The organism is Stenotrophomonas acidaminiphila, from assembly GCA_002951995.1.
GTDB lineage: Bacteria > Pseudomonadota > Gammaproteobacteria > Xanthomonadales > Xanthomonadaceae > Stenotrophomonas > Stenotrophomonas acidaminiphila_A.
Genome location: CP019797.1, coordinates 1,991,143 through 2,012,944 on the forward strand (window position 1 = coordinate 1,991,143; position 21,802 = coordinate 2,012,944).

Consider the following 21,802-nt stretch of genomic DNA (forward strand, 5'->3'; position numbering starts at 1 on the left):
GGCGCAGCGAGGGGCGGTGCCGGCAGCAGGCCCCGGTACCGGGCGACGGCGGCGGCCACGTGGCCGCCGCGTCGGTGCCCGGCGCCGCTCAGCCGCCCTGGGCGGCGATCCAGCCGTCGACCTTCTCTTCCAGCACGTCCAGCGGCACCGAACCGTCCTTCAGCACCTCGGCATGGAACTGGCGGATGTCGAACTTGCCGCCGAGCTTCTGTTCGGCACGCCGCCGCAGCTCCTGGATCTTCAGCTCGCCGGTCTTGTAGGCCAGCGCCTGGCCCGGCCATGCGATGTAGCGCTCGGCCTCGGCCACCGCATCGGGCTCGCTCACCGAGGAATTGGCGAACATGTAATCCAGCACCTGCTGGCGGCTCCAGCCCTTGGCGTGCAGGCCGGTGTCCACCACCAGCCGCACCGCGCGCCACAGCTCGCCCTGCAGGCGGCCGAAATAGCTGTACGGGTCGGTGTACACGCCCAGGTCCTTGCCCAGGCTCTCGGCATACAGGCCCCAGCCTTCGATGAAGGCGGTTTCGCCGCCGAAGCGGCGGAACGCCGGCACGCCCTGCAGTTCCTGCTGCAGCGCCAGCTGGAAGTGATGGCCCGGAATCGCCTCGTGCAGGAACAGGTCCTCCGCGTCCCAGGTCTTGCGGGTCGGCAGGTCGTAGGTGTTGACGTAGAAGATGCCCGGGCGGCTGCCGTCCTCGCTGGGCTGCATGTACTCGCCGCCGGCCGCCGACTTGGCGCGGAACGCCTCGATCGGGCGGATCTCGAAACCGGCCTTCGGCGTCAGCGAGAACAGCTTGGGCACGTTGGCGTTGATCTTGGCTTCCAGCCCGCGGTAATGCTCCAGCAGCGCCGCTTCGGAGCCGAACTCGAACTGCTTGTCGTGCTGCATGAACTTGAAGAAGTCCTGCAGCGAGCCCTTGAAGCCGACCTGCTGCATCACCGTGCGGATCTCGCCGTGGATGCGCTCCACTTCCTTCAGGCCGATCTCGTGGATCTGCTCCGGGGTCTGCGTGGTGGTGGTGCTCTCCCTGGCGTTGAAGGCATACCACGCCTTGCCGTCGGGCAGCGCGTCCAGGCCCACCGTGTCGCGGGTCGCCGGCAGGTACTCGTTGGCGATGAAGTCACGCTGCTTCCTGATCGCCGGCAGCAGCTGCTGCTCGATCAGCGTGCGGTAGGCCGCGGTCAGGCGCTCCTTGTCGGCCTGCGCGAAATCGGCCGGCATCGCCTTGATCGGCCCCCAGAACTGGCTGTCCTCGGCGCCCTTGGCCGCCAGGATCTCGTCGAACTGCGGCACCACCTTTTCCATCAGCACGCGCGGCTGCACCACCCCGGCCTTCATGCCTTCGCGCATATTGGCGATCTCGGTGTCCAGCAGCACCGGGATGCGCGCGGCGCGCGCCAGCCAGTTGTCGTAGTCCTTCACCGTCTTGAACGGCTGCGCGACCTGGCCCGAACCCAGCATCACCGCGTAACTCACGGTCGAGCCCATCTGGTTGACCGGCATCATCCAGCCGGGGAATTTCTCCCCTTCCAGCGACTGCTTCTGCTCCTGGACGAAGATGCGGTAGCTGAGCAGGTCCTGCCCGGTCAGCCCGGCATCGCCGATCTTCTCCGCCTTGGCCAGCCATTCGGCGGTGAAGTCGTGGCTCTGCCTGCGGAACTGCGCCGAGCCGAAATCCGGCAGCTGGTCGTTGTAGCGGTTGTCGCCCTGGAAGGTGGCCTGCAGCGGGTTCAGCTTGAGCACGCCCTCCCAGTAATCGGCATAGAGCTGGTTGAGCCGGGCGGCCTTGTCGGCCTGCGCCGCCTCGCCGGCGGCGTCGCCGGCGGCCGGTTGCGTGGAGGGGGAACAGGCAGCCAGCACGGTGGCCAGGGACAGCGAAACGGACAGGGCCAGGGGACGCAGCTTCATGCGGGAATCCATCGGATGCAGGAAGCCACCAGCGTCCACGCAGCACTCCCGCCGGGGAAAGGGCCAAAGGTCATTGCCGCGGCGACCATCGCCGCCGCGCCGGCAACGCGTCATAATCCGCGCCCGTTCCCGCGCCCGTTGCCGCAGGCGCCTCCCCCTTCCGCCCGACCCGGTGCCCCGGTACCCGTGGCCGCGCCCCGTTCCCTGGCTCCTGATGACTACCCCCCACCGCCCGCTGGGCTTCTGGTCCGCCACCGCCCTGGTCGTGGGCAGCATGATCGGCTCCGGCACCTTCCTGCTGCCGGCCACGCTGGCCCCCTACGGCGCCGCCACCCTGGTCGGCTGGGCCATCACCCTGTGCGGTGCGCTGCTGCTGGCGGTCACTTTCGCCCGCCTGGCGCGGCGCTGGCCGCAGACCGGTGGGCCGTATGTGTTCGCGCGCAACGCCTTCGGCGAACTGCCCGGTTTCGTGGTGGCATGGAGCTACTGGATCTCGATGTGGTGTGCCATCGCCGCCATCGCGGTGGCCTTCGCCGGCAGCATCGGTGCCATCTTCCCGTCCCTGACCGCCACCCCGGTGCGCGCGGCCGGCTGCGGCCTGGCCGCGTTGTGGCTGTGCGCCGGCGTCAACCTGGCGGGGCTGCGCGAGGCCGGCCGCCTGCAACTGCTGACCACCGTACTGAAAGTGGTGCCACTGCTGCTGTTCGGGCTGGTGGCGCTGTGGTTCGTCGATGCGCGCCACTACGTGCCGTTCAATCCCAGCGGTGAATCGCTGGGCAGCGTGGCCGCCGCCACCGTGGCGCTGACGCTGTGGGCGATGATCGGGCTGGAAGCGGCGACCGTGCCGGCCGGATCGGTCGACGATGCGCCGCGGACCGTGGCCCGCGCCACCGTGGCCGGCACCGCGATCGCCGGCATCGCCACGGTGCTGGCCTGCACCACCGTGCTCGGCCTGCTGCCGGCCGACGTGCTGGCCCGCTCCAGCGCACCGATGGCCGACGCCGCGGCGGCATTGTGGGGACCGGCGGCCGGCGTGCTGCTGGCGGTGGTAATGGCGGTGTCCTGCGTCGGCGCGCTCAACGGCTGGACCCTGCTGGCGGCGCAGCTGCCGTTGGCCGCGGCCCGCGATGGCGTGCTGCCGCGCGCCTTCGCCCGCGAGAACGCGCGCGGCGCCCCGGCGTTCGGTGTCATCGTCAGCTGCCTGCTGGCCAGCGTGCTGGTGATCAGCAACTACAACCGCTCGCTGGTGGACCTGTTCAAATTCTCGGTGCTGCTGTCCACCGCCGCCACCCTGCTGCCCTACCTCGCCGGTGCCGCCGCGTGGCTGTGGCGCGGCGACGGCAGGGGCTCGCGGCTGGCCGCCGCCGGCGCGCTGGCCTTCAGCCTCTACGCGCTTGGCGGCATCGGCACCGAAGCCCTGTTGTGGGGCGCGGGCCTGGTCGTGGCCGGGCTGCCGATCTATTTCGGGTTGCGCCACCGACGCTGAGCCATAGCCGCCGCATCCGCAGCGGCGGCCCTGGCGGCGCTCCTGCTTGCGTCCGGCGCAGCCCCCTGCAACGCTGCCGGCGTCCCACGAGAGCCGATTGCCGATGCCGGAAACACCGCGACCGCCGCGTTCCCGTTCCCTTGCGCTGCGCCGGCTGTGGCTGGCCGGGGTGATGCTGGCCGGCAGCTGGCCGGTGCTGGCGGGTAGCGCCGACCAGCCGCCGTGGGTGCCGACCACGCCGGCACTGGATGCCCCGCAACGCGCCCTGCTCGACGGCCTGCTCGCGCGGCTGCCGCCGCAACGGCCCGGCGTGACTGACCTGTATGTGCTGGGGGTGGCCGGCGACGCCGACGAGGACGTGTTCCGCAACGAAGTGCTTTACCTGCGACAGCTGTCGGCCCGGCGCTGGGACGCCGACGGCCGCATGGTCGCGCTGGTCAACCAGCCGGACACGCTGCCCGGCGAGGCGCCGCTGGCGCCGGCGACCTACGAGAGCATCGGCCGCGCACTGGACGGGCTGGGGCAGGTGCTGGACCCGCGCGAGGACGTGTTGTTCGTGTACCTGAGCAGCCATGGCCTGGACGACAGCAGCTTCTACCTGCACACCGGCCCGGACCAGGAGGACTACCTGACGCCGGAGGACCTGGCGCAGCTGCTGGAAGACGCGGGCATCGGCAATGCGGTGATCGTGGTCTCAGCCTGCTATTCGGGGGCTTCGTGCCGGTGCTGAAGGCTGCCAACCGCATGCTCGTCACCGCCGCGCGCAGCGACCGCCCGTCCTTCGGCTGCGGCAACACCGACAGCGCCACCTGGTTCGGTCGCGCGTTCCTGGTCGAGGCGCTGAACGCCACCGACGACTTCGCCGCCGCCTTCGGCATGGCCCGCGACAGCGTTCGCCGGCGCGAGAAGCAGGAAGGCGAGCTGCCATCGCATCCCCAGTTCGCCGCCGGCAGGGCGATCGCGCCGGTGCTCGCGCGCTGGCGCGCCGGGCTGCCGGCAAGTGCGCCGGTACCTTACCCGTTCGTGCATGCGCCGCCGGCCGCGCCGGGGGCGACACCGGCCAGCCACGACACACGCTGACCGTCCGGCAGACGTCGCCGGGTCAACGCAGCCGCGGACGCATGCCGTCCAACGCCTACTCGTGTGCCCATACCGACACCACGGCGGTGCAGCGTTGAGTGGCCTGCCCCGGGTGCACGGGCGCCTGCAGCGTCCGCTGCCCTGGCCCGCCGACTCAGGGCCGGGCGTCCTGCAGCCGGTAGGTGGTTTGGCTGCGGTACTCCCTGCCGTTGAGCGTGGTGCGCACCTCGATCAGGTGCTCGCCAACGTCCAGCCGGGTCGGCAACGCCGCGCGCCACAGGTGCGTGGACGGCGTGGCTTCGGGCGAGCGGTCATAACCGCGCAGGCTGTCGGCCTGGTCGTCGGCCACGTTCTCGGCCAGCAGCCGTGGGTCGGGCTGCTCGACGCGTTTCATCGGCTGCCAGTCGCCGCCATCGACGCGGAATTCCACCGGCAGGCCGTCATGGCCCATGTAGACGTTGGCGTACACGCCCCACGCCGGATACGCGCCGCGGCGCAGCACCTTGGGCGCATGCAGCGCGATCTGCTCGTCCTCGGGCGCGCGCGCGACCCGGTACTCGACGCTGTAGCGGCCCTGCGGCTGCACGTTGAGCAGACCGTAGCCATTGGGCGTGCCATCGGACATGGTGGTGTCGGGGATGCCCTGCGCGTCCTTCACTCCCGACCAGAACGCACCGCAGGCGGCGCCCACGTTGTACTCGTGCAGCGGGCGCGTACCCTTCCAGCCCTGCGCCGCGCTCCAGAACACCTGGCGCTGGTTGTGGGTGTGGCCGCTGAGCACCAGCGGGTGCGGCACCTGCTCCAGCAACGCGAACAGGCGCGCGCGGTCCGCGGCGCGGAACGCGTGGTCGAACAGCGGAATATGCAGCCCCAGCACCACCAGCCGGTCCTTGGGCACGGTCGGCAGGTAGCGCTCGAGGAAAGCGAACTGGTCCTCGCGCAGGCCGCCGACGTACGCCGGCTTCTGCCCCGGTTGGGCGACCACGTCGTCCAGGCCGATGAACACCATCGACGGCTCTTCCCAGGCATGGGTATCCGGGCCGAGCTGGCGGTGGAAGCTGTCCAGCGACGCGGCATCGCTGCGCGCGCCCAGGTCCATGTCGTGGTTGCCCGGCACGTGCAGCCACGGCACCCCGAGCGAGGTCACCGCCTTGACCAGCAACGGGTACAGCGCCGGATCGTCGTTGCTGATGTCGCCCAGGGTCATGCCCAGCCGCGCTGAGTGACGGCCGCGCAGCGGCGCGACGATGTCGCGCTCGAAGTAGTCCACGTCCAGCGCGCTGGAAGTCTGGCTGTCGGCCATCACCAGCGCCTGGAAGCTGGCCGGCGCGTCCGGCTGCGGCACCAGCGCGAACGGCCGGCACTGCCCGCCTTCGGTCTCGCCCGCGCGCGGGCGCCAGATGTCCGGCAGCCCGTCGGCGCGCGCCGCGGCGCGACGGCCCGCGGGCTTGATGACGAACACCGTGGTCTGCGCCGAGTCCGGCAGGCGGTAGCGGCCGTCGCGGCCGGTGAGCGCGATGTGCTCGCCGTCGGAAACACGGATGCCCGGCAGCGGCTGCTCGCCGGGGTCGCGCACGCCATTGCCGTTGGCATCGTCGAACACCGCGCCCTCCACGCAGGACGCGGCCGCGGTCAGCGGCGCACAGGCCAGCAACAGGCCGGCGAACAGGTAATGGCGCATGCAAGCTCTCGTCAGGCGAACGGACAGGCCGGCATTATCGCGCCGTCATGCGCCGCGCGCATGGCGGCAAGCCGCCCGGGCGCTCCGCCGCGGCGGCCGCATCACTCAGCGCGCCGCCTTCTCCGCCGCCTTGGCGTGGCGCTGCGCCAGCACCGCCACCGCATCGTCCAGCGACAGCCCGCGCGCGCGCAGCAGTACGATCAGGTGGAACAGCAGGTCGGCCGACTCGCCCAACAGCTCGTCGTCGTGCTGGACCACCCCGGCCAGCGCCGTCTCCACGCCTTCCTCGCCCACCTTCTGCGCGATGTGGCGGGTGCCCTTCTCGAACAGCTTGGTGGTATAGCTGTTGAGCGGACGGTCGTGCTCGCGCTGCCGCACCAGCGCGTCCAGCGCGCCCAGGAACTGCCCCGGCGCATCGCCGAAGCAACTGCTGCTGCCGGTGTGGCAGGTGGGCCCGTGCGGGTGCGCCGTGACCAGCAGGGTATCGCCGTCGCAGTCGGCACGGATGGTCACCAGTTCCAGGTGGTGGCCCGAGGTCTCGCCCTTGGTCCACAGGCGCTGCCTGCTGCGGCTGAAAAAGGTGACCTTGCCGTCGCGCAGGGTCCGGTCCAGCGCGGCGCGGTCCATGTAGCCGAGCATCAGTACGCGCAGTGTGGCCGCGTCCTGCACGATGACCGGCAGCAGCCCGCCGACCTTGTCCCAGTCCAGCGCGGCCGGGTCGAACGGCTTTTCAATAGACATCGCGCACCTCGATCTGTTGTTCGCGCAGGAAGCGCTTGAGTTCCGGGATGCCGATGGCGCCGGAGTGGAACACGCTGGCGGCCAGGGCGCCATCGACGTCGGCCTGCTCGAACACGTCGGCGAAATGGCGCGGTGTCCCGGCGCCGCCGGAGGCGATCAACGGCACGCTGCACACGGCGCGGGCCTGGCGCAGCTGGGCGATGTCGTAGCCCTTGCGCACACCGTCGCTGTCCATGCAGTTGAGTACGATCTCGCCGGCACCGCGCTGCTGCGCCTCGCGCAGCCAGTCCAGGGTCAGCCGCGCTTCGTCGCGGGTCCGCGCCGGGTCGCCGGTGTACGAGCGCACGCGCCACTGCCCATCGGCTTCGCGGATGGAATCGATGCCGACCACCACGCACTGCTGGCCGAACGCCCCGGCCAGTTCTCCGATCAGCGCCGGCCGCTCCAGCGCCGGGGTATTGATCGATATCTTGTCGGCGCCGGCGTTGAGGATGCCGCGCGCGGTTTCCACGTCGCGGATGCCGCCGGCCACGCAGAACGGAATGTCGATCAGGCGCGCGACGCGCTCGATCCAGGCGCGGTCCACCGAGCGTCCCTCGGGGCTGGCGGAGATGTCGTAGAACACCAGTTCGTCGGCGCCCTGGTCGCGGTAGCGCAGCGCCAGCTCGGCGATGTCGCCCATGTCGACGTGGTCGCGGAAACGCACGCCCTTGACCACCCGGCCATCGCGCACGTCCAGGCAGGGGATGATGCGGCGGCTCAGCATGCCAGCGCCTCCTGCAGCCGCATCCGGCCCTCGAGCAGCGCCTTGCCCAGCACCGCGCCGGCACAGCCGGCGGCGCGGGCGGCGGCGACGTCATCGACATCGCGCACGCCGCCGGATGCCTGCACCGCCACCCGGGCAACAACCGCGACAGGTGGGCGTACAACGCCAGGTTGGGACCGGACAGCATGCCGTCGCGGGCGATGTCGGTGCACAGCAGGTGCCGCATGCCGGCCTGTGCATAGCGCACGGCCAGTTCGTCCAGGGTCACGTCGGCGGTCTCGGTCCAGCCATGCACCGGCAGGCGCCACACGCCGTCATCGCCCTGCCGCGTGTCCAGCGCGATCGTCAGCCGCTCGGCGCCGAATTCCTGCAGCCAGGCCAGTACCCGCGCCGGCTCGCGCACCGCCAGCGAGCCGATCACCACGCGGCTGGCGCCGGCGTCGAGAATCCGCGCCACGTCGTCGCGGTCGCGCACGCCACCGCCGGTCTGCACGTGCAAAGCGGTGCTCGTGGCGATGCGTGACAGCAGTGGTGCCAGGGTGTAGCCACCGGCGCGGGCGGCATCCAGGTCGACCAGGTGCATCCATTGCGCGCCGGCGGCGGCGAAGGCCTGCGCGCGCGGCAACGGGTCGTCGCCATAGGTCGTCTGCTGCGCGTAGTCGCCCTGCAGCAGGCGCACCACCTGGCCGTCGCGGATGTCGAGTGCGGGATAGACGGTAAAGCTCATGGAAAATCGGTCTCGATGAAATTGCGCAGGATGCGCGCGCCCGGCCCGGCCGAACGCTCGGGATGGAACTGCGCGCCGCACAGGCGGCCGCGCTGCACCACCGCGGTGAACAGGCCACCGTGGTGGCACGCGGCCACGGTATCGGAGGTGACCGGTGCGGCGTAGCTGTGCACGAAATAGGCGCTGGCGCCGGGTGTCACGCCGTCCAGCAGCGGCGACTCGCGCAGCGCAAGCAGCTTGTTCCAGCCCATGTGCGGCACCCGCACGCCCACCGCCGGGTGCAGGCGCCGCACCACCCGGGCAACAGCCCCAGGCAGTCCACCCCGCCCTCCTCGGACCCCTCGAACAGCAGCTGCATGCCCAGGCAGATGCCCAGCAGCGGCACCTGCAGGTCGCGCAGCGGCTGCACCAGCCCCTGCGCGTGCAGCCGGCGCATGCCCTCGGCCGCGGCACCGACGCCCGGCAGGATCACCCGCGAGGTGCCTACAAGGTCGGAAGGCTCGCGCACCATGCGCACCGCCACGCCCAGCCGTTCCAGCGCATAACGCACCGAGCCGAGGTTGGCGCCGCCGGCGTCGATCAGCCCGACCGTGCTCACAACGCCCCCTTGGTCGAGGGCAGCTCGGTGCCTTCGCGGCGGATCGCCTGGCGCAGCGCGCGCGCCAGCGCCTTGAAGCAGGCTTCGACCTTGTGGTGGTCGTTGTCGCCTTCGACCTTGAGGTTGAGGTTCAGGCCGGCCGCATCGCACAGCGAGCGGAAGAAATGCGGCACCAGTTCGGTGGGCATGTCGCCCACCCGTTCGCGCCTGAACGCGCCGTCGAACACGAAGTACGGGCGGCCGCTGAAATCCAGCGCGGCGCTGGCCAGGGTTTCGTCCATCGGCAGGGTGAAGCCGTAACGGCCGATGCCACGCTTGTCGCCCAGCGCCTCGCGCAGCGCCTGGCCCAGGGCCAGGCCGGTGTCCTCGATGGTGTGGTGTTCGTCGATATGCAGGTCGCCGCGTGCCTGCACCTCCAGCGCGAAGCCACCGTGGCGGCCGATCTGGTCGAGCATGTGGTCGAAGAACGGCAGGCCGGTGTCGATCGTCGACGCCGCCACCCTGTCCAGATCGACGGCCACGCGGATCCGGGTTTCCTTGGTGTCGCGCTGCACGACGGCGCGGCGCGGCGCATCGGCCAGTTCGTGGGCGATGCCGTCCCAGTCCCAGTCGCCGCCGAACTGCGGGGTGCGCAGCTGGAAACCCCGGATCTTCATGTTGTCCGCGAACTGGATGTCGCTGGGCCGGTCGCCGACCATCGCCGAGCGCGCCCAGTCGATCGAGCGGTCCTGCAGGTACGGCAGCATCATGCCGATGCCCGGCTTGCGGTTGGGGCTGTTGTCGGCCGGCCAGCTCGGGTCCACCAGCACGTCGCGGAACACGATGCCCTGGCTGGCGAAGATCTGCAGCATCAGGTCGTTGGGGCCGTCGAAGCTGGCCTGCGGGTAGCTGTCGCTGCCCAGCCCGTCCTGGTTGGAGACGATCACGAACTGGTAGCCGGCATCGCGCAGGCGCAGCATCGCCGGGATCACGTTCCTGACGAAACGGATCTTCTCGAAGGCGTCGATCTGGAAATCGGCCGGCTCCTCGATCAAGGTGCCGTCGCGGTCGACGAACAGGATGGGGGTCATGGTGCGGACTCCAGCGTGGCAAGCACGCCCAGTACGCGCGCGTTCTGTTCAGGGGTACCCAGGGTGATGCGCAGCGCGTCGTGCAGCTGCGGCGCGCCGCGCTGGTCGCGCACCACCACCCCGGCCACCAGCAACCGCTGGAACGCGGCTTCGGCATCGGCCAGGCGCACCAGCAGGAAATTGGCGTCGGACGGGTACACCCGGCGCACGCCGGGCAGGCGTGCCAGCGCGGCGCCCAGGCGCTCGCGCTCGGCGCGTACCACGGCGATGCGTTCGCGCGTGCGCGCCAGCGCCGCGTCGGACAGCCCCTCCAAGGCCAGCGCCGTGCATGGCGCCGGTATCGGATAGGGCGCCTGGCAACGGCGCAGCACCGCGATCAGGCTGGCATCGGCGATCACGCAGCCGACCCGTGCCGCCGCCAGCGCATGCGCCTTGGACAGCGTGCGCAGCACGGCGATGTTGTCATGGCGCGGCAGCAGGCTTGCCGCCGAAGGCTCGTCGGCGAAGTCGGCATAGGCCTCGTCGACCACCACCAGCGCCTGCCCGCGCAGCGCCACGGCCACCTGTTCGACCTGCGCCAGCGCGATGCTCCGGCCGCCGGGATTGGAGGGCGAACACAGGAACACCAGGCGTGCGTTGCCCTGCTTGGCGGTGGCGATGATGGCCTCGATGTCCGCCACCAGCCCGGCCTCGTCGTCGCGCAGCGGCACTTCCAGCGCCGGCGCGTTCTGCAGTCGCGCACTGACCGCGTACATGCCGAACACCGGTGGCGTGTACAGCACGCCATCGCGGCCGGGCACGCACAGCGCGCGCACCAGCAGGTCGATGGCCTCGTCGCTGCCGCGCCCGACCAGCAACTGCTCGGACGTACAGCCATAGAGCGTGGCCAGGCGCTCGCGTAGCGCCTGCGGCTGCGGCTCCGGATAACGCCGGCACAGCCCGCCGGCATCGCCGGGGTTGGGCCACGCCGATTCGTTGGCATTGAGCCAGATCTCGCCCTCCAGCCGGGTGCTGCGCGCGGACGCATACCCGGCGAAGCCGCGCAGGTCCTCGCGCACCAGGTCGAGCACGCCGCTCATGGCGCCACCTCCAGCCGCAGCGCGACCGCGTTGGCGTGCGCGTCCAGCCCTTCGGCGCGGGCCATGACCAGCGCGCACGGGCCGATGCCGGCAATGCCCTGCGCGCTGGCGGCCTGCACGCTGATCTGGTTCTGGAAGCTGGCCACGCTGACCCCGCTGTAGGCGCGTGCGGCGCCGGCGGTGGGCAGCACGTGGTTGGTACCCGAGCAGTAATCGCCCAGCGCTTCGGGCGTGTAGTCGCCCAGGAACACCGAACCGGCCGCCTCGACCCGCTCCAGCCAGTCGCGCGGCTGGCGCAGCGCCAGGATCAGGTGCTCGGGCGCGTAGCGGTTGGAAATGGAGAACGCCTGTTCGATGGATGCGACCTGCAGCAGCAGCGAGGCCGCCAGCGCCTGGCGGGCGATGGCCTCGCGCGGCAGCCGCGCCACCTGCCGTTCCACTTCCCCGCGCACCGCGGCGATCAGCGTGGCGTCGTCACTGAGCAGCAGCACCTGCGAATCGGGGCCGTGTTCGGCCTGCGACAGCAGGTCGGCGGCGACGAACGCCGGGTTGGCGCCGGCATCGGCGATCACCAGCACTTCCGAAGGCCCCGCCGGCATGTCGATGGCGGCGGCGCCAGCCTGCGCCACCTGCTGCTTGGCCTCGGTGACGTAGGCGTTGCCGGGGCCGAACAGCTTGTCGCAGGACGGCACGGTCGCGGTACCCCAGGCCATCGCCGCGATCGCCTGCGCGCCGCCGATCTTGTAGACCCGGTGCACGCCGGTCAGGCGCGCGGCCACCAGCACCGCCGGGTCGGCGGAGCCATCCCGGCGCGGCGGCGTGCACAGCACCACCTCGCGGCAACCAGCCAGTTTCGCCGGCACCCCCAGCATCAGCGCGGTCGATGGCAACGGCGCGCTGCCGGCCGGCACGTACAGGCCGACGCGGGCGATCGGCCGGATGACCTTGCCGCAGACCACGCCCGGTGCGGTTTCCACCGAGTACGGCTGGGCCATGCCCGCGCGGTGGTAGGTGTCGATGCGCGTGGCCGCCTGCTGCATGGCGATGCGCAGTTCCGCCGGCACCGCCAGCTCGGCGGCGGCGAACTCGGCCTCGCTCACCTCGAAGCGCTCCAGCGTCACCCCGTCCAGGCGCGCGGTGATGTCGCGCAGCGCGGCATCGCCGCCCTCGCGGACCTGCTCTATCAAGGCCGCGACGGCGGCGCGGGTCCGGGTGGCCACGGCCTGCGCCGGCCGGGTCAGCGCGCGCGCCTGGGCGTCGGCATCCAGTGCATTCCAGTCAAGGATGTTCATGCCAGCGACTTCTCCACCGCCAGCACCATCAGCCCCTGCGCACCGGCGCGCTCCAGTTCCTCGAGCCGCTGCCAGCTCAGCGCGCCGTTGCACATGGTCTGCAGGCGCACCGCGCCGCCATCGCCGGGCAGCCGCAGCAGCGGTTCGGCGTCGGGCAGCAGCCGCGCCAGCGCGTCCACGCGCTCCTCGGCCGCCGAGAACATCAGCAGTTTGCGGTCCTGCACCCTGCTCAGGCCGTCCAGGCGGCGCAGCAGCATCGCCATCAGCCCGGCGCGGGCGTCGTCCAGTTCACGCACCGGGCCGGCCAGCACCGCCTCGCTGTCCAGCAGCGTCTCCACCGGCTTGAGCTGGTTGGCCGCGAGCGTGGCGCCGCTGGACACCAGGTCGCAGATCAGGTCGGCGGTGCCCAGCCTGGGCGCGATCTCCACCGAACCGGACAGCTCCACCACCTGCGCGTCCACGCCCTTGTCCCGCAACCAGGCGGCCAGGATGGCCGGGTAACTGGTGGCGATGCGCTTGCCGGACAACTGCGCCACGCCCTGCCACTCCCAGTCCTCGGGCACGGCGATCATCAACCGGCACTGGCCGAAGCCCAGGCCGCGCAATGGCTGGTAGGCATCGGCCAGGCCCAGCTGGCGGCGCGCCTTGGCCTGCTCGTCCAGTTCATTCAGGCCGACCACGCCCAGGTCGCAGACGCCGTCTGCGATCAGCCCGGGGATATCGTCGTCGCGCACCAGCAGCAGGTCCACCGGCAGCGATTCGCCAAAGCAGAACAGCTTGTCGCGGCTCTGCCGCCAGCTCAGCCCGCAGGCGGCCAGCAGGCTGCGCGCCGGGTCGGCCAGGCGCCCGCTCTTCTGGATGGCGATGCGCAGCCGGTCGCGGGCCGGCGCGGAGGAGGAAGCACTCATGGGTCTTGTCTCAGTTGGATTCGGCTTTGCGCGCGGACAGGCGCTCGATGGCGACGGCATACCCGCCGGCGCCATGCTCGAGCGAGCGCGCGACCCGGCCGATGGTGGTCACGCTCACCCCGGTCAGGTCGTAGATCTCGCGATACGGCACGCCCTTGCGCAGCAACGGCACCACCCGCCAGCGGTCGGCCATCGCCTCCAGCTCGGCCGGCGTGCACAGGTCGCGCAGGAAGGCCTGCACGTCCTGCGGCCGTTCCAGCGCGGCGAACGCGCGCGCCAATGCCTTGAGGGAAGCGTCGGAAGCCTTTTCGCGGTCAGAGTCGGGGCGCGGTTTCATACGTACCAATGTAATAGCGTGCTAGTACATTAGTCCAAAAAAGGGCGCCGGGTCAAACGCCGGCGCCCCCGGGAAAGCAGAAGGCCCCGCGATGCGGGGCCTTTCGTTCAGCCTGCGCGGCGCTCAGCGCGCCATGGCGCGGGCCTGCTCCAGCTCCACCTGCAGGGTGGACGCCAGCTCGTCGCGGGCGACTTCGAACTGCTGTTCGCGCAACAGGTCCTTGACCGCAACCACGCCGCGCGCCAGCTCGTCGTCGCCGGCCAGCACCACGAAGCGGATGCCGGCCTTGGCCGCGTACTGGAACTGCTTGCCGATCTTCTTCGGCTCCATCTGCACTTCGGTATTGATGCCGCCGGCGCGCAGGCGGCGGGCGATGTCCAGCGACTGCGGCATCGCCGCCTCGTCCATCAACGCCACCATGGCCTGCACGCTGCTCTCGGCGATGCCTTCGATCAAACCGGCCTCGCGCAGCTGCCAGAACAGCCGGGTCAGGCCGATGGAAATGCCCACGCCCGGCAGCCGGCTCTTGGTGTAGTGGCTGGCCAGGTCCTCGTAGCGGCCGCCCGAGCAGATCGAGCCGATCTGCGGGTGCTCCAGCAGGGTGGTCTCGTAGACGGTACCGGTGTAGTAATCCAGCCCGCGGGCGATGGAGAAATTCAGGCAGTAGGCGTCCTCCGGCACGCCCAGCGCCCGCACCAGCTCCAGCACCTCGCGCAGTTCGGCGGCGCCGCTGCGCAGCGATTCGCTGGCGGCGGCACCGGCCTCGGCCAGCACCGCGTCGATCCGGGCCAACGCGTCGGCATGCGATTGCGAACGCACCTCGACGAAGGCGAGGATGCGCTCCACCGCGGCCGTCGGCAGGCCGAAATCCGGGCCGACCAGAGTGTCGCGCACGTAATCGGCGCCACGCTTGTCGAGCTTGTCGACCTCGCGCAGCACCAGCGCCTGCTGCTGCGGGTCGGACACGCCCTGGGCCTCGAAGAAGCCACGCATCAGCTTGCGGTTGTTCAGCTGTACCGCGAAGCGGCCGATGCGCAGCTCGGAGAACACCGCATGGATCACCGCCAGCACCTCGGCGTCGTAGCGGATGCTCAGCGTGTCCTTGCCGATCACGTCCACGTCGCACTGGTAGAACTCGCGGAACCGGCCGCGCTGGGCGCGCTCGCCACGGTAGACCCGCTGCATCTGGTAGCGGCGGAACGGGAAGGTCAACTCGTGCTCGTGCTCGGCCACGTAGCGCGCCAGCGGCACGGTCAGGTCGAAGCGCAGCGCCATCTCCGGCAGGCCCTTGTCGGCCGACCCGGCGGCGTTGGCCAGGGCCCCGGTGGACTGCACGAAATAGACTTGGCGCTCGGTCTCGCCGCCGGACTTGGTCAGCAGCACGTCGGACAGTTCGAACACCGGGGTCTCCACCGGCAGGAACCCGAAGCGCTCGTAGTTGCGGCGGATGACGTCCAGCATGCGCTGGAACGCAATCTGCTCGCGCGGCAGCAATTCCATGATGCCGGGCGGGGTACGGGGCTTGATCACGGGCGAAACTCCTGCAAACAGTGGGGGTGAGCGGACGCCAATTCTAGCGCCACGCCGCCCGCGCCGACCGCATGAAGTATCATGCGCCCACCTCCCCCGCTGCGACGCCATGACCCGGTCCGTCCCCGGTTCCGAGCCAAACTCCGTACCGACCCCCGTTTCCGATGGAAGCGGCGCGCGCGAGTGCCTGCACTGCTCGGTGCGGCACCTGTCGGTGTGCTCGGCACTGTCCTGCGACGAGGTGCGGGCACTGGAGCAGATCACCACCTCCATGCCGGTGCCGATGGGGGCCACCCTGGCCCGCAGTGGCGAGCCGCGCGCGCATGTGTTCACGGTGACCGAGGGCGCGCTGCGGCTGGTGCGCACGCTGGCCGATGGCCGCCGCCAGGTCAACGGCTTCGTGCTGCCCGGCGACTACGTCGGCCTGAGCGGCAGCGACCACCACCGCTACGATATCGAGGCCATCGCCGACAGCCGGGTATGCCGGGTGCCGACCACGCAGATGCGCGACCTGCGCCAGCGCTACCCGCACCTGGAACGCAAGCTGCTGCAACGCGCCTGCCAGGAACTGGATGCCGCGCAGGACAATGCCTTGGCGCTGGCGCGGCTGCAGCCGCCGGAACGGCTGGCCGACTTCCTGCTGCGACTGGCCGCGCGCGAGGCCGCGCTGGGCCAGGTCGGCAACCGCGTAGCGCTGCCGATGGGCCGCGGCGACATCGCCGACCACCTGGGCCTGACCATGGAAACGGTCAGCCGCACCTTCACCAAGCTGCGCCAGCAGGGGCTGATCGCCCTGCCGCAGCTGAACGTGGTCGAGATCCTCGATTTCACCGGCCTGCAGACACTGGCCAACGACGACCTGGGCTGAGCCCGGACGGCGTTTGACGTCACCCGCCCCGGCCCTGCAAGCTGGGCGCGACCGCCGCGCCACCGCCGGCGGCTGACCCGGGAGGCCTCATGTCGCGCCCTATCGCCACACTGCTCTCGATCGCCATCGGCATTGGTTTCATGCTGCTGGTCCTCAACGCCTGGCCGGCCATCGCCGCCCATAACACGCTCCCCACCCGGCTCGCACAGGCCGGGCTGTCCGGCAACGCGTGGTACGCCGCATTGACCGTGCAGGACTTCGTGCTCAACGTACTGCTCGCGCTGCCCGCGGCGTGGCTGCTGCGGCGACTGGGCCGCGAGCGGCTGCGCTTTCATTGCGCGCTGGCGACGCTGACGTTCGCCACCGCATTCACGGCGGCGGCCGGGCTGCCGGTGTTCGCAGCCGGGGGCTTCGTCATCGCCGGCTGGCTGCTGATGCTGGCTGCGCTGCCGGTGGCGACCTGGCTGCTGGGCCTGTCGGGGCGCAACCGGCACCGTCCGGCCGGCCGCCTGCCGCGTCCGCGCGCCGCCTGAGGCCACGGGCCAGCCTGGCGCCATTTTCGCCACACCGGGGCCAACGCCCGCCGCCGCTGGCGCGGCGGGCACTTGTCCACAGGCTTTCCTCGCCACGCTCCACATCCGCTGTGGACAACGCGACGACCGCACGCATCAGCGCAGCAGCGCGTCGCGCAGCGCGGCGTACTCCGGCGCGCAGGGCTCGGCCTGGGCCGGGCGCCGCAGCAGTTCGGCCAGTGCCGGCGGCACCGCCACCTCGCGGCCGATCAGCGGCTCGACCACGGCCTCGAACTTGGCCGGATGCGCCGTCGCCACCACCGCCCAGTGCTCGTGCGCGGCAGCCTCGCCGCTGGCGCGCAGCTGCTCCAGCACCCGCACCGCGGTAGCGGTATGCGGGCACAGCACCTCGCCATGCCGCTGGTGGCGCGTGGCGATGGTGTCGGCGATGGCGTCGTCATCGACCGCGCGCGCGACGAACTGGGCACGCAGCACGGCGTCGTCGCCGGCATGCAGCCAGCGCAGCCGCTCGAAGTTGCTGGGCGCGCCGACATCCATGGCGTTGGCCAGCGTGGCCACGCTGGTACGGGCCTGGTAAGCGGCACCGGCGAAGTAGTCCGGCAGCACGCGGTTGGCGTTGGTGGCCAGCACGATGCGGCCCAACGGCACGCCCAGCGCACGCGCCATGACCGCGGCCATGGCGTTGCCGAGGTTGCCGGTGGGGACGACGACGTTCAGCAGCGTGTTCTGTGCGGCCTGGTGGGCCAGCGCCGCGTGGGCGTAGTACGCCATCTGCGGCAGCAGGCGGCCGAGGCTGATGCTGTTGGCCGAGCTCAATGGCACCCGCGCCTGCAGCTCGGGGTCGTTCAACGCCTGCTTGACCATGGCCTGGCAATCGTCGAACGCGCCGGCCACGCGCAGCGCGCGGATGTTGCCGCCCAGGCAGCCCAGCTGGTGCGCCTGGCGCGGCGACACCCGTCCGTCCGGGTACAGCACCACCACCTCCAGCCCGGGCTGCCCATGGAACGCGGCGGCGACGGCCGCGCCGGTGTCGCCGGAGGTCGCGACCACGATGGTCAACGGGCGCTCGTGGCCGGCACGCAGCCGCGACAGGCTGGCGGCCAGGAAGCGCGCGCCGAAATCCTTGAACGCGGCCGTGGGGCCGTGGAACAGCTCGAGCACGTGATCGTTGCGGGTGGCCAGGCGGCGCAATGGCGCGGGGAAATCGAAGGCCTCGGCGCAGATCCGCGGCAGCTCCGGCTCCAGTCCGTCGCCGGCGAAGAATGGCTGCAGCAGCGTGGATGCGGTATCGGCCAGCGAAGCGCCCGCCTGCAGGGTCCGGGGCGCCGGCATCTGCTGCGGCACGTAGAGACCGCCATCGGGCGCAAGGCCGGCGGCGATGGCCTGGCTGAGCGTGGCGGCGGGTGCGTTGTTGCGGGTGGAGATGAAGTGCATTGGGAGAGGATTCCGTGAAAGCGCCCCGCGGGAGGGCGGGGATTCAAAGCAGGCGCGCGCCCGGGCTGTCCAGCGGCGTCACCCAGCTCTGGCTGTCGAAGCCGGCAGCGGCGAAAGCGGCCCGCACCTCCGCTGCGGCGGCCTGCGCGGCTTCGGCGGTCTCGAACCATGCGAACACGCTGGGGCCGGCGCCGGAAATGCTCGCGCCCATGGCGCCGGCCGCCAGTGCCGCCTGCTGGGCGGCGGCGAAGCCGGCGATCAGCGGGGCGCGGCGCGGCTCGACCAGCACATCGCGCAGGCCCGCGCGGACCAGCCCGGCGTCGCCGGCATGGCAACCGGCCAGCACCAGCGCCAGGTTGGTGCTCTGCGCGACGAATTCCCCGAGCGCATAGCTTCCCTGCAGCGCCGCGCGCGCGCGACGGGTTTCCAGCTGCGCATCCGGATGCACCAGCAGGCTGTGCCAGTTTGGCGGCACCGGCACCGGCACCAGCCGCTCCAGGGTGGACAGTACCAGTCCGCCCAGGAACATCGGCCCGAGGTTGTCGCCATGGCGGCTGCCACTGGCCACGGCCTCGCCGTCGAGCGCATGCAGGTACAGCTGGTCCCGGCCCAACGGCGCATCCAGCAGCGCATTGGCCGCGACCAGCGCGGCCACGCACGAGGCCGCCGAGCCGCCCATGCCGGAACTGAGCGGGATGCCCTTGTCGATCTCGATCTCGAACCCGAACGGCAGCGCCAGTGCCTGCCGCAGCGCGATCAGCGCCGCGCCGGCGGTGTTGGCCGCCGCCTGTCTGGGCAGGTCCACGGCGGTGCCGCGGATCGCCGCGATGCGGACCTCCGGGGCGTCGATGCGGCGCACCGTCACCGTATCGCCGACACCGGCCACGGCATAGCCGAGCAGGTCGAATCCGACCGCCACGTTCGCCACCGAGGCCGGGGCGAAGGCGCGCGCCTCGTCCCGGCCGGCGGCGGACTGCATTGCCTGCCTGCTCACAGTCGCGCCCCCTCCCCGCAGCCACCCGCAGCACGTCGGCGAACACCCCGGCGGCCGTCACTTCCGGGCCAGCGCCCGGCCCCTGCACCACCAGCGGATTGTCACAGTAGCGGCGGGTGCGGAACTGCACCACGTTGTCGGTCAGGCGCAGATTGGCGAAGGCATGATCGCCGGGCAGTTCGACCAGGCCGACCGTGGGCCGCTGCCCGGGCTCGAAACGCGCGACATAGCGCAACACATTGCCGCGCCCGCGGGCGTCGGCCAGGCGCTGGTCGAAGCCGGCATCGACCTCGTGCAGGCGCGCCATGAAGGCTTCCACGCCGCCCTGCTGCAGGTCCGCGGGCACCAGCCCCTCCACCGCCACGTCCTCCAGGCTGAGCGCGTGCCCAGCCTCGCGCGCCAGGATCACCAGCTTGCGCGCCACGTCCACCCCGGACAGGTCGTCGCGCGGATCCGGCTCGGTGTAGCCCATCGCCCGCGCCTGCGCGACCAGCTGCGAGAACGGCACGCTGCCGTCGTATTTGTTGAACAGCCAGGCCAGCGTGCCGGAGAAGATGCCGGCGATCGCCGTCACCTCGTCGCCGGTATCGACCAGGTCGCGCAGGGTGGTGATGACCGGCAACCCGGCCCCCACGGTCGCCTCGTAACGGAAACGCGCGCCGGTGGCGGTGGTCGCCTCGCGGATCGCCTGGTAGCGCGCCAGCGGGCCGGAACCGGCCTGCTTGTTGGGCGTGACCACGTGGATGCCGGCGGCCAGCCAGCCGGCATAGCGGTCGGCCACGTCCGCGCTGCCGCTGCAGTCGATGACCAGGGTGTGCGGCAGGCGCGCGGACAGCAGGTGCTCGGTGAAGCGGTCCAGGTCGGCCGGCTCGGCGCTGGCCTCGAACGCGGCCTTCCAGTCGCCCTGCACGCCGCGTGCGTCCAGCAGCATGCGGTTGCGCGACAGCACCGCGCGCAGGCGCAGGTCAAGCTTTGCCCGCGCCAGCAACTGCGGCTGCGCCAGGTGCAGCTGCTCCAGCAGCGCGGCGCCGACGTTGCCCGGGCCGATCACCCCGACCGAGAAGGTCTGCGGCGACAACCAGAATCCGGCATGCGCGGCGCGCAGCGCCTTGGTCGCGTCGCCGGCATCGATGGCCACGGAGATATTGCGCTCCGACGAGCCCTGGGCGATGGCCAGGATATTGACCTGCGCCCGCCCCAGCGCCTCGAACAGGCGCGCGGCCACGCCCGGCTGGCCGGCCATGCCGTCGCCCACCGCGGCCAGCACGCTCACGCCCTCGGTCAGCTGCACCCGCTGCACCTGGCCGGCGGCCAGTTCGTGCGAGAACGCCTGCACCAGCGCATCGCGGGCGCGCGCCGCCTCGGCCTGGCGCACCACGCAGCAGATCGAATGCTCGGACGAGCCCTGCGAGATCATCACCACCGACACATGCGCGTTGCGCAGCGCCGCGAACACGCGCTCGGCGGTGCCCGGCACGCCGATCAGGCCGGTGCCCTCGACGTTCAGCACCGCCAGCTCGGGGCTGAGCGTCAGCCCCTTGATCGGCCCCCTGCCGGCGCTGACCGCGGTGATGCGGGTACCCGGATGCTCGGGGTGGAACGTGTTGCGGATGATGATCGGCAGGCCGCGCTCGATCGCCGGGGACATGGTCTGCGGGTGTACCACCTTGGCGCCGAAATAGGCCAGCTCGCAGGCCTCGTCGTAGCTCAGCGCCTCCAGCTGCACGGCCTCGGGCACCACCCGCGGGTCGGCCGACAGGACGCCGTCCACGTCGGTCCAGATGTGCAGCTCGTCGGCGGCGAACAGCGCGGCGAAGATCGCCCCGGAAAAATCGCTGCCGTTGCGGCCGAGCGTGGTGATGTTGCCCCGGCGGTCGCGGGCGACGAAGCCGGTGACCACCAGCCGCCGCGCCGGGTGCGCGTCGCGCCACAGCGCCAGCTTGGCGGCACTGGCCTTCCAGTCCACGTCGACCCCGAGCTCGCCGTGGTCGACCACCAGCACCTCGCGCGCGTCCAGCACGTCGGCGTCTTCGCCCAGCGCCTGCAGGTGATGGCCGAGCAGGTGCGCCGAGAACACCTCGCCCAGGCCCTGCACGCGGTCCAGCACTTCCCGGGGCAGCTCCCCGATCACCGCCAACGCGGCCAGGATCTCGCGCAGGCGGTTGAAGCGCGCATCCAGCCACTCGATGGTCGGCCCGGCGTTCTCGGCCAGCAGCGACACCGCCGCGGCACGGTGACGGGCGCGCAGCTCATGCCAGCGCTCGTCCCAGCCGGCGTCGGCGGCCGCTGCCGACCGCGCCAGGTCGATCAGTGCGTCGGTCACTCCCTTCATCGCCGACACCACGGCGACCTGCAGGTCCTCGTCGCGCGCCAGCAGCAGCCGCGCCACATGGCGGTAGCGGTCGGCGTCGGCCACCGAGGTGCCGCCGAATTTATGGACCACGCTGCGGACGACGGCGTCGGTGGCGGGAGCGGGAGCGGGGAGCGGAGCGGCAACTGGCGACATCGGATGGACCTCGGCTGGAGGCCCCGACACGCATCAGGATGGGAGCCCCCGCATCCTGATCCGGGTGCGGGGCCGTGGTTTTCGGAAATTACGCGAAGACGACGGGCCGCACCGGGCGAGTGGTGACGGTAATGGTGGTGGTGGTAATGGACAGGCCGCCGCGATCGCCCGGCAGCGCGCCTGCGGGCGGCGGGTCGATGGCGAAGAAGGGCGACGGCATGTGCATGCGACCAAGAGGACACCAGCGATGAATGCGCTGTCAA

The 21,802-nt window shown here is 71.4% G+C and carries 17 protein-coding genes and 3 pseudogenes; 5 read left to right on the forward strand and 15 right to left on the reverse strand.

The window, feature by feature from the left end; translation table 11 throughout:
• Nucleotides 1-88 precede the first annotated feature (88 nt).
• The gene (locus tag B1L07_08950; GenBank protein ID AUZ56532.1) at nt 89-1,930 is read right to left on the reverse strand and encodes a hypothetical protein; all 1,842 of its coding nucleotides are present in this window, start codon (nt 1,928-1,930) and stop codon (nt 89-91) included.
• Between the two features lie 193 nt (nt 1,931-2,123).
• Here B1L07_08950 and B1L07_08955 point away from each other — a divergent pair, with 193 nt between their 5' ends.
• The 3 genes from B1L07_08955 (at nt 2,124) to B1L07_08965 (ending at nt 4,475) form a co-directional block, all read left to right on the forward strand.
• Nucleotides 2,124-3,395 carry a hypothetical protein gene (locus tag B1L07_08955; GenBank protein AUZ55193.1) on the forward strand — a complete coding sequence of 424 codons (1,272 nt, stop codon included), beginning with the start codon at nt 2,124-2,126 and terminating at the stop codon, nt 3,393-3,395.
• A gap of 103 nt (nt 3,396-3,498) precedes the next feature.
• Nucleotides 3,499-4,125 carry a hypothetical protein gene (locus tag B1L07_08960; GenBank protein ID AUZ55194.1) on the forward strand — a complete coding sequence of 209 codons (627 nt, stop codon included), beginning with the start codon at nt 3,499-3,501 and terminating at the stop codon, nt 4,123-4,125.
• Nucleotides 4,113-4,475 (forward strand): hypothetical protein, encoded by a 363-nt coding sequence (locus tag B1L07_08965; protein AUZ55195.1) that lies wholly within the window; start codon nt 4,113-4,115, stop codon nt 4,473-4,475. The genes B1L07_08960 and B1L07_08965 overlap by 13 nt, the downstream gene beginning before the upstream one ends.
• Nucleotides 4,476-4,629: 154 nt before the next feature.
• Here B1L07_08965 and B1L07_08970 read toward each other — a convergent pair whose 3' ends face one another.
• The 11 genes and pseudogenes from B1L07_08970 to B1L07_09020 form a co-directional block, all read right to left on the reverse strand.
• A complete protein-coding gene (locus tag B1L07_08970; protein ID AUZ55196.1) occupies nt 4,630-6,156 on the reverse strand; it encodes a calcineurin phosphoesterase in 1,527 nt (508 codons plus the stop codon).
• 105 nt (nt 6,157-6,261) lie between these two features.
• Complete coding sequence (locus B1L07_08975; GenBank protein ID AUZ55197.1) at nt 6,262-6,897, reverse strand: bifunctional phosphoribosyl-AMP cyclohydrolase/phosphoribosyl-ATP diphosphatase; 636 nt, start codon at nt 6,895-6,897, stop codon at nt 6,262-6,264.
• Entirely contained in the window at nt 6,887-7,663 is a 777-nt protein-coding gene (locus B1L07_08980; GenBank protein ID AUZ55198.1) for an imidazole glycerol phosphate synthase subunit HisF, read from the reverse strand. Before B1L07_08980 ends, B1L07_08975 begins: the two co-directional genes overlap by 11 nt.
• Nucleotides 7,657-8,390: pseudogene (locus B1L07_08985) on the reverse strand (1-(5-phosphoribosyl)-5-[(5-phosphoribosylamino)methylideneamino]imidazole-4-carboxamide isomerase). The gene B1L07_08980 and the pseudogene B1L07_08985 overlap by 7 nt, the downstream one beginning before the upstream one ends.
• Nucleotides 8,387-8,988 (reverse strand): annotated as a pseudogene (locus tag B1L07_08990) (imidazole glycerol phosphate synthase subunit HisH). The pseudogenes B1L07_08985 and B1L07_08990 overlap by 4 nt, the downstream one beginning before the upstream one ends.
• Nucleotides 8,985-10,058: a bifunctional imidazole glycerol-phosphate dehydratase/histidinol phosphatase gene (locus tag B1L07_08995; GenBank protein ID AUZ55199.1), complete on the reverse strand. Its 1,074-nt coding sequence runs from the start codon at nt 10,056-10,058 to the stop codon at nt 8,985-8,987. Before B1L07_08995 ends, B1L07_08990 begins: the two are co-directional and overlap by 4 nt.
• Complete coding sequence (locus B1L07_09000; protein AUZ55200.1) at nt 10,055-11,137, reverse strand: histidinol-phosphate transaminase; 1,083 nt, start codon at nt 11,135-11,137, stop codon at nt 10,055-10,057. The genes B1L07_08995 and B1L07_09000 overlap by 4 nt, the downstream gene beginning before the upstream one ends.
• Nucleotides 11,134-12,429, reverse strand: a complete 1,296-nt coding sequence (locus B1L07_09005) for a histidinol dehydrogenase (protein AUZ55201.1) — start codon at nt 12,427-12,429, stop codon at nt 11,134-11,136. The genes B1L07_09000 and B1L07_09005 overlap by 4 nt, the downstream gene beginning before the upstream one ends.
• Nucleotides 12,426-13,337 carry an ATP phosphoribosyltransferase gene (locus tag B1L07_09010; protein ID AUZ55202.1) on the reverse strand — a complete coding sequence of 304 codons (912 nt, stop codon included), beginning with the start codon at nt 13,335-13,337 and terminating at the stop codon, nt 12,426-12,428. Before B1L07_09010 ends, B1L07_09005 begins: the two co-directional genes overlap by 4 nt.
• Before the next feature lie 10 nt (nt 13,338-13,347).
• Nucleotides 13,348-13,674, reverse strand: coding sequence for a DNA-binding transcriptional regulator (locus tag B1L07_09015; protein AUZ55203.1), 327 nt, complete (start codon nt 13,672-13,674; stop codon nt 13,348-13,350).
• Nucleotides 13,675-13,797: 123 nt separating this feature from the next.
• Nucleotides 13,798-15,204, reverse strand: a complete 1,407-nt coding sequence (locus B1L07_09020; protein ID AUZ55204.1) for a histidine--tRNA ligase — start codon at nt 15,202-15,204, stop codon at nt 13,798-13,800.
• Nucleotides 15,205-15,313: 109 nt separating this feature from the next.
• Here B1L07_09020 and B1L07_09025 point away from each other — a divergent pair, with 109 nt between their 5' ends.
• Nucleotides 15,314-16,072: a Crp/Fnr family transcriptional regulator gene (locus B1L07_09025; protein AUZ55205.1), complete on the forward strand. Its 759-nt coding sequence runs from the start codon at nt 15,314-15,316 to the stop codon at nt 16,070-16,072.
• 89 nt (nt 16,073-16,161) lie between these two features.
• A complete protein-coding gene (locus tag B1L07_09030; protein ID AUZ55206.1) occupies nt 16,162-16,605 on the forward strand; it encodes a hypothetical protein in 444 nt (147 codons plus the stop codon).
• 135 nt (nt 16,606-16,740) lie between these two features.
• Here the strand turns inward: B1L07_09030 and B1L07_09035 are convergent, their stop codons facing one another.
• From B1L07_09035 to B1L07_09045, 3 genes and pseudogenes are all read right to left on the reverse strand, one after another.
• A complete protein-coding gene (locus tag B1L07_09035; GenBank protein ID AUZ55207.1) occupies nt 16,741-18,039 on the reverse strand; it encodes a threonine synthase in 1,299 nt (432 codons plus the stop codon).
• A gap of 43 nt (nt 18,040-18,082) precedes the next feature.
• Entirely contained in the window at nt 18,083-19,018 is a 936-nt protein-coding gene (locus tag B1L07_09040) for a homoserine kinase (protein AUZ55208.1), read from the reverse strand.
• A 22-nt stretch (nt 19,019-19,040) separates the two neighbouring features.
• Nucleotides 19,041-21,539, reverse strand: a pseudogene (locus B1L07_09045) (bifunctional aspartate kinase/homoserine dehydrogenase I).
• Nucleotides 21,540-21,802: the final 263 nt, after the last annotated feature.

What these genes read in the sequence shown, in the direction of transcription:
- B1L07_09035 (AUZ55207.1), bottom strand. Translation starts at nt 18,039, where the DNA reads ATGCACTTCATCTCCACCCGCAACAACGCACCCGCCGCCACGCTCAGC.
- B1L07_09025 (AUZ55205.1), top strand. Translation starts at nt 15,314, where the DNA reads ATGACCCGGTCCGTCCCCGGTTCCGAGCCAAACTCCGTACCGACCCCC.
- B1L07_08995 (AUZ55199.1), bottom strand. Translation starts at nt 10,058, where the DNA reads ATGACCCCCATCCTGTTCGTCGACCGCGACGGCACCTTGATCGAGGAG.
- B1L07_09000 (AUZ55200.1), bottom strand. Translation starts at nt 11,137, where the DNA reads ATGAGCGGCGTGCTCGACCTGGTGCGCGAGGACCTGCGCGGCTTCGCC.
- B1L07_09040 (AUZ55208.1), bottom strand. Translation starts at nt 19,018, where the DNA reads ATGCAGTCCGCCGCCGGCCGGGACGAGGCGCGCGCCTTCGCCCCGGCC.
- B1L07_08970 (AUZ55196.1), bottom strand. Translation starts at nt 6,156, where the DNA reads ATGCGCCATTACCTGTTCGCCGGCCTGTTGCTGGCCTGTGCGCCGCTG.
- B1L07_09010 (AUZ55202.1), bottom strand. Translation starts at nt 13,337, where the DNA reads ATGAGTGCTTCCTCCTCCGCGCCGGCCCGCGACCGGCTGCGCATCGCC.
- B1L07_09005 (AUZ55201.1), bottom strand. Translation starts at nt 12,429, where the DNA reads ATGAACATCCTTGACTGGAATGCACTGGATGCCGACGCCCAGGCGCGC.
- B1L07_08980 (AUZ55198.1), bottom strand. Translation starts at nt 7,663, where the DNA reads ATGCTGAGCCGCCGCATCATCCCCTGCCTGGACGTGCGCGATGGCCGG.
- B1L07_09030 (AUZ55206.1), top strand. Translation starts at nt 16,162, where the DNA reads ATGTCGCGCCCTATCGCCACACTGCTCTCGATCGCCATCGGCATTGGT.
- B1L07_09015 (AUZ55203.1), bottom strand. Translation starts at nt 13,674, where the DNA reads ATGAAACCGCGCCCCGACTCTGACCGCGAAAAGGCTTCCGACGCTTCC.
- B1L07_08955 (AUZ55193.1), top strand. Translation starts at nt 2,124, where the DNA reads ATGACTACCCCCCACCGCCCGCTGGGCTTCTGGTCCGCCACCGCCCTG.
- B1L07_08960 (AUZ55194.1), top strand. Translation starts at nt 3,499, where the DNA reads ATGCCGGAAACACCGCGACCGCCGCGTTCCCGTTCCCTTGCGCTGCGC.
- B1L07_08975 (AUZ55197.1), bottom strand. Translation starts at nt 6,897, where the DNA reads ATGTCTATTGAAAAGCCGTTCGACCCGGCCGCGCTGGACTGGGACAAG.